The organism is Bacillus sp. FJAT-29814 (assembly GCF_001510715.1).
In the GTDB taxonomy this organism is placed as follows: Bacteria; Bacillota; Bacilli; order Bacillales; family Cytobacillaceae; genus Neobacillus.
On record NZ_LMTJ01000005.1, the window covers coordinates 204606 to 220978 of the forward strand.

Below are 16373 nucleotides of genomic sequence, written 5' to 3' on the forward strand. Positions count from 1 at the left end.
GGGGAGTAGACAATTATGGCTGAAAAAACAGTGAAATTTATTATACAACGTCAGGATAACGAGAATTCTGCCCCTTATGAGGAGGAATTTGAAGTTCCATATCGCCCGGGTATGAACGTTATTTCGGCATTAATGACAGTCCAGAGAAACCCTGTCAATGCAAAAGGACAAGCTACAAGCCCAGTTACTTGGGATATGAACTGTCTAGAAGAGGTTTGCGGTGCGTGTTCGATGGTGATTAATGGCAAGCCGCGCCAATCTTGTTCGGCACTTGTCGATCAATTAGAGCAGCCAATCCGTTTGGCACCAATGCGAACATTCCCAGTAGTCCGTGACCTGCAGGTAGACCGCAGCAGAATGTTTGATGCGTTGAAGCGGGTTAAAGCATGGATCCCAATTGATGGAACCTACGACTTGGGGCCTGGGCCGCGTATGCCTGAGAAAAAACGCCAATGGGCATATGAGCTTTCCAAATGTATGACTTGCGGCGTCTGCCTTGAGGCGTGTCCGAACGTCAACAGCAAATCCAACTTTATCGGACCACAGCCATTATCGCAGGTTCGTTTGTTTAATGCCCATCCAACTGGTGCGATGAATAAAGCAGAGCGCCTTGAAACGATTATGGGTGAAGGCGGCCTTGCAAACTGCGGTAACTCGCAAAACTGCGTTCAATCCTGCCCGAAAGGTATTCCGTTAACTACCTCCATCGCAGCCTTGAACCGTGAAACGACCATTCAAGCATTTAGAAACTTCTTCGGAAGCGACCAGGATTAATCCAACATAAAGACCTTCTTTTCTATACTTGGAAAGGAAGGTTTTTGTTTTTTCAATAGGCGGTCCGTCTTTTGTTTGTTATACTAGTACTAACAATGTCCTTATGCAAAAGGTAGGTACGAAAGTTGAAATCAAAATTTCCGCTTTTCATTATTTTAATAGGTTTGATTGTTTTAGGAATTGGGGTTTGGCAAATCATTGATACCAAAATGCAAACGAATGCTTCCCTTGAGACAGCCAAGAAACTCGTAAAAGCGAATGCCTCTAGTCCCGAGAAAGCCCAAACCTTTTCAGAAACACCGCCGGACTTTGGTGACGCTGTCGGCATCCTGGATATTCCAAAAATTAAGGCAGAACTTGCCATTATTGAAGGGACGGATCCGGATGATCTGGAAAAAGGCGTCGGCCATTACAAGGGGTCCTTTTTTCCTGGTGATCATGGTCAAATCGTTTTATCTGGGCATCGGGACACAGTATTCAGGCGATTGGGAGAACTTAAAATAGGCGATTCATTAAATATGCAAATGCCATATGGGAATTACACATACGAAATTACCCACACTAAAATCGTCAAAGCAGAAGATACCAGCATTATCACGCTTCAAAACCAAGAGGAAGAGTTAATCTTAACCACCTGTTATCCGTTTCGATATGTTGGAAATGCGCCTGACCGGTATATTATTTATGCGAAATTGAAAAGCTCCTAAACTGATGGGGCTTTTTCATTTTTTTAACGTGTTTTTATCCTTTTTAAAAAATCATCTTCCACAAGTAATTATAGTCACTACCTATGCATACTTCACATATGATATGGTGACTAAATATATACCCACCCCCGGTGCATAACTGGCGAAGGCAAGGAGGGTCACAATACTTGAAGGAGAATGAATATACTCACAAGCCGTTACTCACCAAACGAGAAAGAGAAGTATTCGAACTGTTGGTACAAGACAAGACTACAAAAGAGATCGCTAGCGAATTATTCATAAGCGAGAAAACGGTTCGAAATCATATTTCTAATGCTATGCAGAAGCTTGGCGTTAAGGGGCGTTCACAAGCAGTTGTAGAGCTCCTTCGAATGGGAGAGCTAGAACTTTAATCATGACCGGCATCCATTTTGGACGCCGGTTCATACTTTACTTATGTAACACAACCTTATTTTTCTAAGGATCTGTTATAACTGAATGTTGATTTCACTACGTATGAAAAATAAACGGAAAATTCCGTCTAAATTGGGAAATACCCATATTTCCTAATAAATAAGGGTAGTTTTCCGTCTAAATTAACCAAATCATTGGATTTTGTCTTATTTTGAGCAGTTAATCGGAATTCTCCGTTTATTTCCGCTTCTTAAGCTTTCCCTATATACATTAGTCGGAATTCTCCGCCTATGAATTATCATACCTACACAAAAATCAACAATAATTAATAACAGACCCTTTTCTAAAAGAGGGTTTTTTTAATGCAATAGTTTCAGCTTGAAATTTTAGCGGAAAAAGTAGAAAATAAGGACAAGCATCCAAGTGATCCACCATAGATATTTATTTATATAGATAATCAAAGGCTGAGGAGACGCATATTTTAGGAGTGTATGAACATGAAACTCGAAAATACCCAAAAGCTAAACGGGGATATTGTTGCCAATATTGAGAAGGACTTACGCTATATTTCCGGAATAATAAAACAAAAAGGCAGAGAAATGCTTGCCAATTATAAGATTACCCCGCCCCAATTTGTCGCGCTGCAATGGCTGTTCGAAGATGGGGATATGACGATCGGCGAGCTGTCTACCAAAATGTACCTGGCATGCAGCACCACCACTGACTTGGTTGACCGGATGGAAAAAAACCTTTTGGTCGAGCGCGTGAAAGACCCAAATGACCGCCGCGTTGTGCGGATTCATTTGCTTGAGGAAGGCAATAGAATTATTGACGAAGTGATAAAAAAACGTCAGGCCTATCTTGAAGAAGTGTTAAAAGATTTCTCGGGGGAAGAAGTTCTTCTTCTGCAAAACAACCTAATGAAACTGCATCAAGAAATGCGCTAAGTGGAACCTGCCGATTTGGCAGGGGCACGCGATTTGGCGCCAATAGAGAAAAAGAGGCGAAGGGCTTTTGAAACAAGCAATTGGAGTGATTGATTCCGGTGTTGGCGGATTGACAGTTGCCAAAGAAGTGATGAGGCAGCTGCCAAACGAGAAAATTATCTACCTTGGAGATACCGCCCGCTGTCCATATGGTCCCAGAACAACCGCTGAAGTTAGAAGATTTACTTGGGAATTGACAAATTTTTTATTGAGAAAAAATATCAAGATGCTTGTTATTGCCTGTAATACGGCAACTGCAGCCGCTCTTGATGACATTCGCAAGGAATTGAATATTCCTGTTCTTGGCGTTATTAACCCGGGGGCACGCGCCGCCATCAAGCAGACGAAAAACTACCGTGTCGGGGTGATTGGAACGATAGGGACCGTAAAGAGCGGCGCCTATGAGAAGGCGTTGAAATCATTGCACAGCAGGCTTTACGTGACAAGTCAACCGTGTCCCAAATTTGTCCCTCTCGTAGAAAGCGGCGAATACGATGGGCCCATTGCTGAAAGGATCGTTCAGGAAGCCCTGACACCGCTGTTAAATCAAAATTTGGATACCCTTATCCTTGGCTGCACTCATTATCCATTACTCGAACCGCTCGTCAAAAATGTCATGGGCGAGAAGGTAAGTGTCATCAGCTCTGGTGACGAAACCGCGAGGGAAATCAGCGCCATCTTACAGTTTAACGGCCAGCTGGATGAGAGTGGGGAAGAACCGCAGCATGAGTTTTATACAACCGGCTCGAGGTGGATTTTTTCAAAAATCGCTTCACAGTGGCTTGGCCAGCCAATTGAAAATGTAAAAAAAATAAAGATTTAAGCGGAGCCAATCCAGGCTCTATTTTTTTTACAGTTTTCTCCCTTTAGACGGTCTATTTTTTTATAAGGCTCGTATACATAATAGTACAAACTGTCTTAGGGGGGAAAAATATGTTTAAAAATAAAGCAAAAATCTTGGGAATCACAGTGCTGTCTTCCGCCGTTCTCTTATCGGGGTGCGGTTTATTTGGCACGGAAACAACGAAAAAAATTGATCCGCCGAAAACTGTAACAGAAGAGAAGAAACCGGCCAGCAAGGAAACGACCGCGAAAACAAAAGAAAATGCAGGAGATGTGGTGCAAACTGAACTATATCTCATTGACAAGAACGGCTATGTCGTCCCGCAAACCCTGAATTTGCCAAAAACGAAATCTGTGGCAAAGCAAGCACTTGAATACTTAGTCGTAAATGGAAAGGTCACCGACATGCTCCCAAATGATTTCCGGGCAGTCATCCCAGAGGATACCGAGCTATCTGTCGATATTAAGGATGGGGTTGCCACGGTTAATTTTTCAAAGGAATTTAAAGACTATCAGGCTGCGGATGAGCAGAAAATCCTGCAATCTATCACCTGGACGCTGACACAGTTTGATAATGTCAAAAATGTCAAACTGAAAATGAACGGCCATGAGCTGACAGAAATGCCAGTAAACGGTACGCCAATCAGCGATAACCTCACAAGAGCAACCGGTATAAATATTGATACGGTAGATGTAATGGATATTACAAATACCAAACCAATCACTGTCTACTATATCGGCGGTGAGGAGGGGTCCTATTACTATGTTCCGGTCACCAAACGGATCAGCAGTAAAGAAAAGGATCCAATCGCAGCTGCTGTCAACGAGCTCGTGAAAGGGCCAAGTGATCATTCAAACCTTGTCTCCGAGTTTATGTCGGATGTCAAACTGCTTGAGGCACCGAAGTACGAAAACGGCACCGTCACCTTGAACTTCAACAAGAATATTTATGGAAGCTTTGAGGAAAAAGTAATTTCCCAATCTATTTTGGATTCCATTGTCCTTTCGTTGACAGAGCAGAAAGGGATTGAAAAAGTGGCTGTCAAAGTCGACGGCAAGGCTGAATTAAAAAATGACCAAGGGAAAAAACTGTCTGCGCCGGTAACTCGTCCAGAAAAAGTCAATACAGGTAGTTTTTAAAAGTGGATTTTTGTTATACTATATAGTGACAATGAAAGAGGTTGGCTAGAGGGCCGCCTCTTTCTTATTGCTTTTATCGAGGAGGGATATGTGATGCGAGTTGACGGAAGAGAGCAACTGCAATTACGGCCTATACATATTGAAACAAATTATTTAATGCATCCGGAAGGCTCTTGTCTCATTTCGGTCGGCAATACCAAGGTGATTTGCACCGCCAGTATCGAAGAGCGAGTGCCACCATTTATGCGGGGCGAGGGCAAGGGCTGGATTACCGCCGAATATTCGATGTTGCCGCGGGCGACGGAAACAAGGAACATCAGGGAATCGTCAAAAGGCAAAGTGACAGGAAGAACAATGGAGATTCAACGTTTAATTGGCCGGGCGCTTCGTGCGGTTGTCGACCTTGGGGCACTTGGCGAACGAACGGTATGGATTGACTGTGACGTCATTCAAGCGGATGGCGGGACAAGGACTGCCTCGATCACTGGTGCGTTTGTTGCGATGACTATGGCGTTAAATGGCTTGTCGGAGAAAAAGTCTTTAGCGAGATTCCCGATTACGGATTACCTGGCAGCCACAAGTGTGGGCATATTATCAGGCGGTCGGACAGTTCTTGACCTGAATTATGCGGAGGATTCCAAGGCTGAGGTTGACATGAATGTGGTCATGACCGGCGGCGGTGAGTTTGTCGAGCTGCAAGGCACCGGGGAGGAAGCGACGTTTTCCTATGACCAGCTCCAAGGGTTATTGCACGCGGCCCAGGAAGGGTTAATGGAGCTGTTTGAGGTGCAAAAAGCTGCGCTTGGCGAGGAGATTACCAAGAAAATTGATGTCAGACGAAAGAAATAAAGTTAGGGAGATTACTGTTATGAAGGAAGTTATTATTGCGACGAAAAATCCCGGTAAAGCCAAGGAATTTGAGCATATTTTTGCATCCAGGGGGATTGCCGTCAAAACATTATTGGATTTTCCGGAAATTCCTGATGTTGAAGAAACCGGGACGACATTTGAGGAAAATGCTACCTTGAAAGCGGAGGCTGTGTCAGCAGCGTTAAATAAAATGGTCATTGGCGATGATTCCGGATTGATGGTTGATGCCCTCGAAGGCAGACCAGGTATTTATTCGGCACGTTATGCCGGGGAACCGAAAAATGATTCCAACAATACGAAAAAAGTCTTAGCGGAGCTTGAGGGTGTGCCAGAGGAAAACCGGACAGCCCGATTTTACTGTGCATTGGCTGTGGCCGTGCCGGGACAGGAAACATTTACGGTGTCAGGCACCTGTGAAGGACGAATCTTGGAGGAGCCTAGGGGCACTAACGGGTTTGGCTACGACCCGGTCTTTTACGTACCGGAAAAGGGTGTGGCAATGGCCGAGCTGTCTTCTGATGAAAAAAACAAAATTAGCCATCGAGCCAATGCCTTAAAGAAGCTTGATGAAGTGCTTGATTCCATTTTGGAAAGAGCGAGTCAGTCATGAGTAAGGTTTTGGTGGTCAGTGACAGCCACGGGCTCACAAAGGAACTCGAAGTGATCAGGGACAGGCATCAGCAGGAAGTGGATTTAATGATTCACTGCGGCGACTCACAATTGACTCCCGATCATCTAGCATTAACCGGGTATTTTACGGTAGCGGGAAACTGTGACTGGGGCGGATTTCCCAATGAACTGGTTACGGATGTTGCCAGTCGAAAATTTTTCATTACCCACGGTCATCTGTATTCGGTAAAGACGTCTTTAATGGGCTTAAAATACAAGGCGGAAGAGACTGGTGCCGATATTGTCTGCTTTGGACATTCCCATGTACTTGGGGCAGAGGTGGTTGACGGCCGGTTATATATTAATCCCGGAAGCATTCGCATGCCGCGGGAACGCCTTGAAAAAACATATGTGCTTTTAGATTTGCAAGGCGGTCGCGTGAGAATGTCGGTATACGAATTAAACGGCCGGGAAATTGCAGGATTGTCACGGGAGTTTGTACTAGAAAAATAATAAGGGGGGAATTTCTCCCCCTGCTTTATTTGCAAAAAAGGATAAATACCTGTTGACATTTAATTAGTAGGGTAATATAATAAATCTTGTCTTTGATAACTGACTACGTCCCAGTAGCTCAGCCGGATAGAGCATACGCCTTCTAAGCGTACGGTCGGGAGTTCGAATCTCTCCTGGGACGCCATACTACATACCAAAACATCTACTCACCTTATCTGGTGAGTTTTTTTTGCTTGTTTTTTATGCTACACTATTTTTCAATGACAATCCAGAAGGACGGTACTCTTATGAAGAAACGGGAGCGTGCAAAAAGAAAAGATAATATCATTTTCTTTCCCGGTATTGAAAAAAGATTAATGGACGAGGGCTTGGAAAGCCTACGAAATAAAAATTTTACCGAAGCGATTAGGCTGCTAGAGGAAGCAAAAGAATTGGATCCAGATAACGATGATATTTTGGTTGGACTTGTCCTGGCTTACTTCGAAGCGGGAAGCTACCTGAAAGCCAAGGAACTTTCAAAGGAGATTTTACATAAAGGCATTGGCGACTATTTTCAGGCCGTAGATTTGTATTTGACGGTCCTGCTTCAGCTTCATGAATATCAGGAAATCGCCTCAACGATTGAGGCCCTTCTTGATGAAAAGGAAATCCCGCCGGATAGAATACAGCATTTTTTAACCATCTTGCAATTCAGCCAAAGAATGGCGGATAACCATGATGCGAGTATAGCTGAGCAGGAAATGACAAATCCGGCTGAAATTGACTACAAGGGCAACTTTGATGAACCTTCTGGGGGAAAGGCGCTAAACTTAACTTCACTAAAGACTTTAAATGAACAAATGCTGCTGGTATCAAGCCTTGCAGAAAAAAATGTCAGGCCTTATTTGCAGGAGATCGAGGATTATTTACAGGATGATGAAGGAAACCCATTTTTAAAAACGATTTTATTAACGCTATTAAAAGAACAGGAAATCGCTCTGGAAGTAACCATCAAGAAGTTTGCTATTGAGCTAAAGGTTTCTCCTACACTAATGCCTGAAATCAAAGAGCAGCCTAAAATGATAGAAATCAAATCACTTCTGGAAAATGTGCTAGAAAGCAGCGACCCTGTCCTTTTTACAAATATATCTGATATGGTCGAGCGAATTTTTTTCATTAGCTATCCATTCGACTTAGAACCTACTAACCCAAGGGCCTGGGCAGCAGCTTTTCACTACTTGGTGCACGTATACATGGGCGGTGACCCGGAAATAACTGTATTGGCAACTAAGTATGGGACTGCGGCGGATGAAATAACAACCGCCATCTGGCAGATTGAGAGAATTGAACAAATTTCTTATCCGAATCTATAGGCTCACAGTTGAAAGAAAAAAATCATGTGGTATAATGTAAGGGTTGCATTGTGTAAAAATCTATTTTTACATTAAAAAAGTGGAAAATGGCTTAGTACATATTCCGAAATTAAATTTCGTCACGAATGAAATGAGAATAGATGTTGGAGGGAAAAAAGCATGACAGCACAATGGGAAAAATTAGAAGGAAACCGCGGCGTCCTTACAATTGAGGTAAGTGCGGAAAAAGTAAACCAAGGATTGGACGCAGCATTCAAAAAGGTTGTAAAACAAGTCAATGTACCTGGCTTCCGTAAAGGCAAAATGCCTCGTCCGATGTTTGAAAAGCGCTTTGGTGTAGAAGCACTTTTTCAAGATGCATTAGATTTTATTTTTCCAGAAGCATATATGAGTGCAATTGAAGAAGCTGGCATTGAGCCAATCGCTCAGCCTGAAGATGTTGACTTTGACCTTGACCAAATGGGCAAAGACAAGGAATTTACTTTCAAGGCCACTGTACAAGTGAAGCCTGAAGTAAAACTTGGCGAATACAAAGGCCTTGAGATCGAAGCGCTTGATACTGCTGTTACAGATGAAGATGTTCAAAAAGAATTAGAAACTCTTCAAGGCCGACATGCAGAGCTTGTTGTGAAAGAAGATGCTCCTGCTGAAAACGGCGACACTGTAGTAATCGACTTTAAAGGCTTTGTTGATGGCGAGGCATTTGAAGGCGGCGAAGCCGAAAACCATTCTCTTGAGCTTGGTTCTGGCCAATTCATTCCAGGTTTCGAAGAGCAGTTAGTTGGCGTTAAAGCTGGCGAATCTAAAGATGTGGAAGTTACATTCCCTGAAGAATACCATGCTGCAGAGCTTGCAGGTAAGCCGGCTGTATTCAAGGTTACTGTTCATGAAATCAAGGGAAGAGAGCTTCCTGAATTAGACGACGAGTTTGCAAAAGATGTAGACGATGAAGTTGAAACATTGGATGCATTAAAAGAAAAGATCAAGACTCGTTTAGAAAACAACAAGAAGCATGAGGCAGAGCACCACCTTCGTGATTCTCTAGTCGATAAAGCTGCAGAAAATGCAGAAGTGGAAATTCCTGAAGTAATGGTTGAAAACGAAGTAAACCGTATGCTTCAAGAATTTGAACAGCGCCTGCAGATGCAAGGCATGAACCTTCAGTTATACTTCCAGTTCTCTGGTCAAGACGAAGCGGCTCTTCGCGAGCAAATGAATGAAGATGCTGTGAAGCGCGTTAAGAACAGCTTAACATTAGAAGCAATCGCTAAAGCTGAAAACCTTGAAGTGACTGAGGAAGACGTGAATGCTGAGCTAGAAAGAATGGCTGAAATGTACAACATGTCTGTTGACGACATTAAAAAGGCATTAGGCGGAACTGACAGCATCAAAGATGACCTCAAACTCCAAAAAGCAGTAGATTTTCTTATTGCTAATAAAAAATAATCATTAAATAGGAACGAGGCACGATATTTGTCGTGCCTCGTTTTAGCTAATTTTTCAATTACATATTATAATAAAGACAGGGAAACCTTTTCTATAACAGGCGGCAGGAGAAAATTTTTTTGCGGCGAATTAAATAAAGCTAAGGTTGATTTATTAAAAATTTGGTTATCCTGATTTGAGTACATATGCTTCATTTATTGGCATTTCCAACAAATAATACCATAATTGTTTTAAAGCGTTTTATTTCCAGTCGGCCTGTAAAATGTGTTACAATGCAAAATACATACTATTGAAGTAATGTTAAGAAAACTCGGATTTGTTGGAAATTCGCCAGCTTTTTTTAAAGATTTAGAAGTGTCGAGGGGTGAAAGGGATTGTTTAAATTTAACGATGAAAAAGGACAATTAAAGTGTTCGTTCTGTGGGAAAACACAGGATCAAGTCCGCAAGCTGGTAGCCGGCCCGGGGGTTTATATATGTGATGAGTGTATTGAACTCTGCACAGAAATTGTTGAGGAAGAGCTAGGAACTGAGGAAGAAGTAGAATTTAAAGATGTTCCAAAGCCGCGGGAAATCTGTGAAATTCTTGATGAATATGTCATTGGTCAGGATAAAGCGAAAAAAGCGTTATCGGTTGCTGTTTACAATCACTACAAGCGGATTAACTCCAACAGCAAAATCGATGATGTTGAGCTGTCAAAAAGTAATATTTGTATGATTGGACCGACTGGTAGCGGTAAAACATTATTGGCTCAAACATTGGCACGGATTTTGAATGTACCATTTGCGATTGCCGATGCCACTTCCCTTACAGAGGCTGGTTACGTTGGGGAAGACGTGGAAAATATTTTATTAAAATTAATTCAAGCTGCTGACTACGATGTGGAAAAAGCAGAAAAAGGCATTATCTATATCGACGAAATTGATAAGATCGCCCGCAAATCTGAAAATCCTTCTATTACACGGGATGTTTCCGGAGAGGGTGTTCAACAGGCGTTGCTGAAAATTTTGGAAGGAACAGTTGCCAGTGTTCCTCCACAAGGCGGAAGAAAGCATCCGCATCAGGAGTTTATCCAAATTGATACAACGAACATCCTGTTTATCTGTGGTGGAGCCTTTGATGGCATTGAACCAATTATCAAGCGCCGTTTGGGCCAAAAGGTAATCGGTTTTGGAGCCGATCCAAAGCAGCAGGAAATTTCATCAAAAGAGGTTCTCTCCAAAGTGCTGCCTGAAGACTTGTTGCGTTTCGGGTTAATCCCTGAATTCATCGGCCGTCTTCCGGTTATTGCCAGCCTTGAACAGCTCGACGAAGCTGCGTTGATTGAAATTTTAACGAAGCCAAAAAATGCGCTCGTCAAGCAGTATCAAAAAATGCTTGAAATCGATGATGTTGAGCTAGAGTTCGAAGAGGGTGCGTTGCAAGAGATTGCCAAGAAAGCAATCGAGCGCAAAACAGGTGCCCGCGGATTGCGTTCTATTATCGAAGGAATCATGCTAGATGTCATGTTCGACCTTCCTTCACGCGATGATATTTCAAAATGTATCATCACGAACGAAACGGTTGCGAACAACAGCTTGCCAAAGCTGATTTTAGAGGATGGCACTGTTGTTAAAGAAGAAAAATCTGCATAACGTTTTATGGGAACCCGGCCTTTGGCTGGGTTCTTTGTTTTGGTGGTGGGTCAACTTGTGGATAGCGCTCGCCAACTTGCGTATAGCACTCGCCGATTTGCGGATAACATGCTCTAACTTGCGGAAAGCGCGCCAATTTGCGTATGACGCTCGCCAACTTGCGGATAAAGCACTTCAACTTGCAGATAACGCACTATAACTTGCGGTTGGTGAGTTTTTGTATTTTGTGGTTTATTCCTCCATGCAGCAGGAAATACTTATTAATATCAGTTGAGTAATTTGGTGCAGGAGGAATAATATGAGTTGGACGGGGATTGCTTTATTTATACAGCTATTTTTTGGAATCATTATCGGACTATATTTTTGGAATTTGCTCCGAAATCAACGGACACAAAAGGTATCCATTGACCGTGAATCGCGAAAAGAAATGGAGCAGCTTCGGAAAATGCGGTCCATTTCTCTTACAGAGCCATTATCAGAAAAAGTAAGGCCGACAAGCTTTCAGGATATTGTCGGGCAGGAAGATGGCATCAAATCGTTAAAGGCGGCATTATGCGGGCCTAATCCGCAGCATGTAATCATCTACGGCCCGCCTGGTGTCGGTAAAACTGCAGCCGCCCGGCTCGTTTTGGAGGAAGCGAAGAAGAACTCAAAATCACCATTTAAACGGGATTCTGTCTTTATTGAGCTGGATGCCACTACCGCACGGTTTGATGAGCGCGGGATTGCCGACCCGTTAATTGGATCAGTGCATGACCCGATTTATCAAGGTGCCGGTGCGATGGGGCAGGCAGGCATTCCGCAGCCAAAACAAGGAGCAGTGACAAATGCCCATGGCGGTGTCCTGTTCATTGATGAAATCGGGGAACTGCATCCGATCCAAATGAACAAGTTGCTTAAGGTTTTGGAGGATCGCAAGGTATACCTGGAGAGTGCCTACTATCATGAGGAAAATCACCAAATCCCAACGCATATCCATGATATTTTTAAAAATGGACTTCCTGCCGATTTCCGGCTAATCGGCGCCACCACAAGGACGCCAAGCGAAATCCCGCCAGCCATCAGGTCACGATGCATGGAAGTATTCTTCCGGGATTTAAACCAAGAAGAAATCGTCACGGTTGCCAAGAAAGCGGCTGCTAAGGTAAATATGCAGATTAAAGATTCCGGTGTCCATACTCTTTCTACATATGCAAGAAATGGCCGGGAGACCGTCAATATGATTCAGATTGCCGCTGGATTGGCGATAACCGAAGACCGCCAGTACATTAAAGATGAGGATATAGAATGGGTCATCCATTCCAGCCAGATGACGCCAAGAATGGAACGGATGATCAATGAAGAAGCCCAAGTCGGGCTTGTCAACGGCCTTGCCGTGTATGGGCCGAATTCGGGAGCGCTTCTCGAAATCGAAGTCACCGTCATCCCGGCAAAGGAAAAAGGAACGATTAATATAACCGGGATTGTCGAGGAAGAAAGTATCGGCGGCCAAGGTAAGTCGATTCGCCGCAAAAGTATGGCGCGTGGCTCGATTGAAAACGTGATAACTGTGTTAAGGTCGATGGGTGTACCGGCCAATGACTATGATATTCATGTCAACTTTCCCGGCGGGGTTCCGATTGACGGCCCATCGGCGGGAATTGCGATGGCAACAGGAATCTATTCGGCCATCTATAAGATTCCAATCGATAACACAGTCGCAATGACTGGTGAAATCAGCATTCACGGGAATGTGAAGCCAATCGGCGGCGTCTATCCAAAAATAAAGGCCGCCAAAAAAGCCGGCGCGAAAACAGTCATTATCCCGGAAGAAAACAATCAAACGATCTTAAATGAGATAGAAGGGATTCGGATTATTCCGGTTACCCATCTTCACGAAGTATTTGAGATTGCTCTGGTAAATCAATTCCAAAAAAATACATCTATTCCCGCTTCCATTGAGTTATCTAAAAAGGAAAGTATTTAGCTTAATATAACTTCGGTTTGTGTTCTGACTCAAACCGAAGTTTTTATTTGGTCGACTTGAAAAATTTTTCATTAGAACAGAAATAAGGAGAAAAGATAGTTATTTTCATTGTTTGGGGAAGATAAAATAGACACAAAAAAATAAATAGGATAGAATTTGTACAAAGACTTAATGTTTTATCAGAAGAATGAATGTTTGCATGTGGAGGTGCAGTGTTTTGGCGAAAAAGAACGAATTGCTCGTCCCCCTCCTGCCGCTTCGGGGATTGCTTGTCTATCCGACAATGGTCTTGCACTTGGATGTTGGCCGGGAAATGTCGGTCCAGGCGCTCGAAAAAGCAATGGTAGATGACCATATCATTTTCTTAACAACTCAAAAGGATGTCTCCATCGATGAGCCTTCCGAAGAGGATTTATACAAATTTGGGACCTTAACAAAGGTTAAGCAAATGCTAAAGCTTCCAAACGGTACGATTCGCGTGCTGGTTGAAGGTTTATCCAGGGCGGAAATAGTCTCGTTCCATGAGGAAGAAAATTACTATACGGTCAGCGTCATCACCCACGAGGACGAAGATACAAAAGACGTAGAAGACCAGGCGTTGATGAGAACAATGCTGGATTATTTTGAACAATACATAAAGCTATCGAAAAAAATATCTTCAGAAACGTTTGCCTCCGTGGCAGATATTGAAGAGCCAGGCAGAATGGCTGACATTATTGCATCCCATTTGCCAATCAAGCTGAAGGAAAAACAGGAAATCCTAGAGACGATTGATGTAAAACAAAGAATGAACCGGGTTATCAATATCATTTTTAATGAAAAAGAAGTGTTGAATCTCGAAAAGAAAATCGGCCAGCGGGTCAAACGCTCGATGGAACGTACGCAAAAGGAATACTATCTGCGCGAACAAATGAAGGCAATCCAAAAGGAACTTGGCGATAAAGAAGGGAAAACCGGTGAAATCGCCGACCTCACCAAGAAAATTGAGGATGCGGGAATGCCCGAGCATGTCTATAATGCTGCGATGAAGGAGCTGGAGCGCTATGAAAAGGTACCAACCAGTTCTGCTGAAAGCGCGGTGATCCGCAATTATCTTGAATGGCTGATTTCCTTGCCATGGTCGAAAAAGACCGAGGATGACATTGATATCCACCGTGCTGAAAAGATACTCAATCAGGACCATTACGGTCTTGAAAAAGTAAAGGAACGGGTACTGGAATACTTGGCGGTACAAAAGCTGACCAATTCCTTAAAAGGCCCGATTCTCTGTCTCGCCGGACCTCCGGGTGTTGGTAAAACCAGTTTGGCCCGGTCGATCGCCACTTCACTAAACCGTAATTTTGTCCGAGTGTCGCTTGGCGGCGTTCGCGACGAATCTGAAATTCGCGGCCATCGGAGAACTTATGTCGGAGCGATGCCAGGGCGGATTATCCAAGGGATGAAAAAAGCGGGTACGATTAACCCGGTGTTCTTGCTCGATGAAATCGACAAGATGTCGAGTGATTTCCGCGGCGACCCGTCGGCGGCGCTGTTAGAAGTTCTGGACCCTGAACAGAATCATAACTTTAGCGATCATTATATTGAAGAAACTTACGATTTATCGAAAGTTATGTTTATTGCAACGGCGAATAATCTCAGCACCATTCCGGGACCGTTGCTTGACCGGATGGAGATCATCACGATTGCCGGTTATACAGAGCTTGAAAAGGTTCATATTACAAGGGATCACCTGCTTCCAAAACAGATTAAAGAAAATGGCCTATCTAAAAATACGTTGCAGGTTCGTGACGACGCGATTTTAAAAGTAGTCCGTTATTACACCCGTGAAGCCGGTGTACGTAGTTTGGAGCGCCAGATGGCGACGATTTGCCGTAAAACAGCAAAAATCATTGTTTCAGGCGAGAAAAAGCGAGTAGTCGTTACCGAAAAGAATGTGGAAGAATTTTTAGGAAAAACAAGATTCCGCTACGGTCAGGCTGAAGCGGAAGACCAGGTTGGTGTGGCAACCGGATTAGCCTATACGACAGTTGGTGGCGATACGCTGCAAATTGAAGTGTCCTTGGCACCGGGCAAAGGCAAGCTTGTACTCACAGGCAAGCTTGGCGATGTCATGAAGGAATCGGCTCAGGCCGCATTCAGTTATGTTCGTTCAAAGGCCGCTGAGCTTGGGATTGAAGAAGACTTCCATGAAAAATATGATATTCACATTCACGTTCCTGAAGGCGCTGTGCCAAAAGACGGGCCATCTGCCGGAATCACAATTGCCACTGCGCTCGTGTCTGCGTTGACAGGCAAGCCAATTCGCCGTGAAGTCGGAATGACAGGAGAGATCACCCTCCGTGGCCGGGTTCTGCCGATAGGCGGCTTGAAGGAAAAAACATTAAGTGCCCATCGTGCCGGATTAACGAAGGTTATTTTACCGAAGGACAATGAAAAGGATATTGACGATATTCCGGAAAGTGTCCGCAGCGGACTTCAATTTGTTCCGGTCACCCATGTAGATGAAGTGTTGCGGCATGCTCTGCTTGAAGGCGGGGGCACTCAAGCATGAAGGTAACGAGTTCAGAGATTATCATCAGTGCCGTAAAACCGGAACAGTATCCGGAATCCGATTTGCCGGAATTTGCTCTTGCGGGCCGGTCCAATGTCGGAAAATCTTCATTCATAAATAAAATGCTAAATCGAAAGGGCTTGGCGAGAATTTCTTCCAAGCCCGGAAAAACACAAACACTGAATTTTTACCTGATTAATGAACTGCTGCATTTTGTTGATGTTCCGGGCTATGGCTATGCGAAGGTTTCAAAAACCGAACGTGCGGCCTGGGGGAAGATGATTGAAACCTATTTTACGACTCGTGAGCAATTGCGTGCCGTGGTTTTGATCGTCGACCTGCGCCACCCGCCTACAGAGGACGATATCATGATGTATGATTTTCTAAAGCATTATGAAATCCCCTGTGTCGTGATTGCCACCAAGGCAGATAAGATTCCGAAGGGCAAGTGGCAGAAGCATTTGAAAGTGACTCGCGAATCATTAGAGCTTGACCCAGGTGACCATATTGTCCTTTTCTCATCGGAAACGGGCGAGGGGAAAGACAAGGCATGGGCGATACTTGAGAGTTATATGTAGACAAAAACCGC

15 protein-coding genes and 1 tRNA gene are annotated in these 16373 nt (G+C 43.8%); all 16 read left to right on the forward strand.

Annotated elements, in window-relative coordinates:
* Nucleotides 1-12: 12 nt before the first annotated feature.
* The 16 genes from sdhB to yihA all read left to right on the forward strand — a co-directional run bounded on the left by sdhB (nucleotide 13) and on the right by yihA (nucleotide 16362).
* Nucleotides 13-774 (forward strand): succinate dehydrogenase iron-sulfur subunit, encoded by a 762-nt coding sequence (sdhB, locus tag AR334_RS13395; RefSeq protein WP_172799235.1) that lies wholly within the window; start codon nucleotides 13-15, stop codon nucleotides 772-774.
* A 125-nt stretch (nucleotides 775-899) separates the two neighbouring features.
* Nucleotides 900-1481, forward strand: coding sequence for a class D sortase (locus AR334_RS13400; protein WP_066311475.1), 582 nt, complete (start codon nucleotides 900-902; stop codon nucleotides 1479-1481).
* 167 nt (nucleotides 1482-1648) lie between these two features.
* Entirely contained in the window at nucleotides 1649-1873 is a 225-nt protein-coding gene (gene gerE / locus AR334_RS13405) for a spore germination transcription factor GerE (RefSeq protein ID WP_019154738.1), read from the forward strand.
* A 498-nt stretch (nucleotides 1874-2371) separates the two neighbouring features.
* Nucleotides 2372-2821, forward strand: a complete 450-nt coding sequence (locus tag AR334_RS13410; protein WP_066311479.1) for a MarR family winged helix-turn-helix transcriptional regulator — start codon at nucleotides 2372-2374, stop codon at nucleotides 2819-2821.
* 67 nt (nucleotides 2822-2888) lie between these two features.
* Complete coding sequence (gene racE, locus AR334_RS13415) at nucleotides 2889-3683, forward strand: glutamate racemase (protein WP_066311483.1); 795 nt, start codon at nucleotides 2889-2891, stop codon at nucleotides 3681-3683.
* Between the two features lie 110 nt (nucleotides 3684-3793).
* Nucleotides 3794-4843 carry a GerMN domain-containing protein gene (locus tag AR334_RS13420; protein ID WP_066311487.1) on the forward strand — a complete coding sequence of 350 codons (1050 nt, stop codon included), beginning with the start codon at nucleotides 3794-3796 and terminating at the stop codon, nucleotides 4841-4843.
* Between the two features lie 93 nt (nucleotides 4844-4936).
* The gene (rph, locus tag AR334_RS13425; protein WP_066311491.1) at nucleotides 4937-5692 is read left to right on the forward strand and encodes a ribonuclease PH; all 756 of its coding nucleotides are present in this window, start codon (nucleotides 4937-4939) and stop codon (nucleotides 5690-5692) included.
* A gap of 19 nt (nucleotides 5693-5711) precedes the next feature.
* Nucleotides 5712-6323, forward strand: coding sequence for an XTP/dITP diphosphatase (locus AR334_RS13430; RefSeq protein WP_066313825.1), 612 nt, complete (start codon nucleotides 5712-5714; stop codon nucleotides 6321-6323).
* Nucleotides 6320-6835: a metallophosphoesterase family protein gene (locus AR334_RS13435; RefSeq protein WP_066311497.1), complete on the forward strand. Its 516-nt coding sequence runs from the start codon at nucleotides 6320-6322 to the stop codon at nucleotides 6833-6835. The genes AR334_RS13430 and AR334_RS13435 overlap by 4 nt, the downstream gene beginning before the upstream one ends.
* A gap of 107 nt (nucleotides 6836-6942) precedes the next feature.
* Nucleotides 6943-7019: transfer RNA gene (locus AR334_RS13440), tRNA-Arg, on the forward strand.
* Nucleotides 7020-7122: 103 nt separating this feature from the next.
* The gene (locus tag AR334_RS13445; RefSeq protein WP_066311501.1) at nucleotides 7123-8187 is read left to right on the forward strand and encodes a lipopolysaccharide assembly protein LapB; all 1065 of its coding nucleotides are present in this window, start codon (nucleotides 7123-7125) and stop codon (nucleotides 8185-8187) included.
* A gap of 159 nt (nucleotides 8188-8346) precedes the next feature.
* Nucleotides 8347-9633, forward strand: coding sequence for a trigger factor (tig, locus tag AR334_RS13450; RefSeq protein ID WP_066311503.1), 1287 nt, complete (start codon nucleotides 8347-8349; stop codon nucleotides 9631-9633).
* A gap of 374 nt (nucleotides 9634-10007) precedes the next feature.
* Nucleotides 10008-11267 (forward strand): ATP-dependent protease ATP-binding subunit ClpX, encoded by a 1260-nt coding sequence (clpX, locus tag AR334_RS13455; RefSeq protein ID WP_066311512.1) that lies wholly within the window; start codon nucleotides 10008-10010, stop codon nucleotides 11265-11267.
* 298 nt (nucleotides 11268-11565) lie between these two features.
* The gene (gene lonB / locus AR334_RS13465) at nucleotides 11566-13233 is read left to right on the forward strand and encodes an ATP-dependent protease LonB (protein WP_066311518.1); all 1668 of its coding nucleotides are present in this window, start codon (nucleotides 11566-11568) and stop codon (nucleotides 13231-13233) included.
* Nucleotides 13234-13450: 217 nt separating this feature from the next.
* Entirely contained in the window at nucleotides 13451-15784 is a 2334-nt protein-coding gene (gene lon / locus AR334_RS13470) for an endopeptidase La (protein WP_066311521.1), read from the forward strand.
* Nucleotides 15781-16362: a ribosome biogenesis GTP-binding protein YihA/YsxC gene (yihA, locus tag AR334_RS13475; protein ID WP_066311524.1), complete on the forward strand. Its 582-nt coding sequence runs from the start codon at nucleotides 15781-15783 to the stop codon at nucleotides 16360-16362. The genes lon and yihA overlap by 4 nt, the downstream gene beginning before the upstream one ends.
* Nucleotides 16363-16373: the final 11 nt, after the last annotated feature.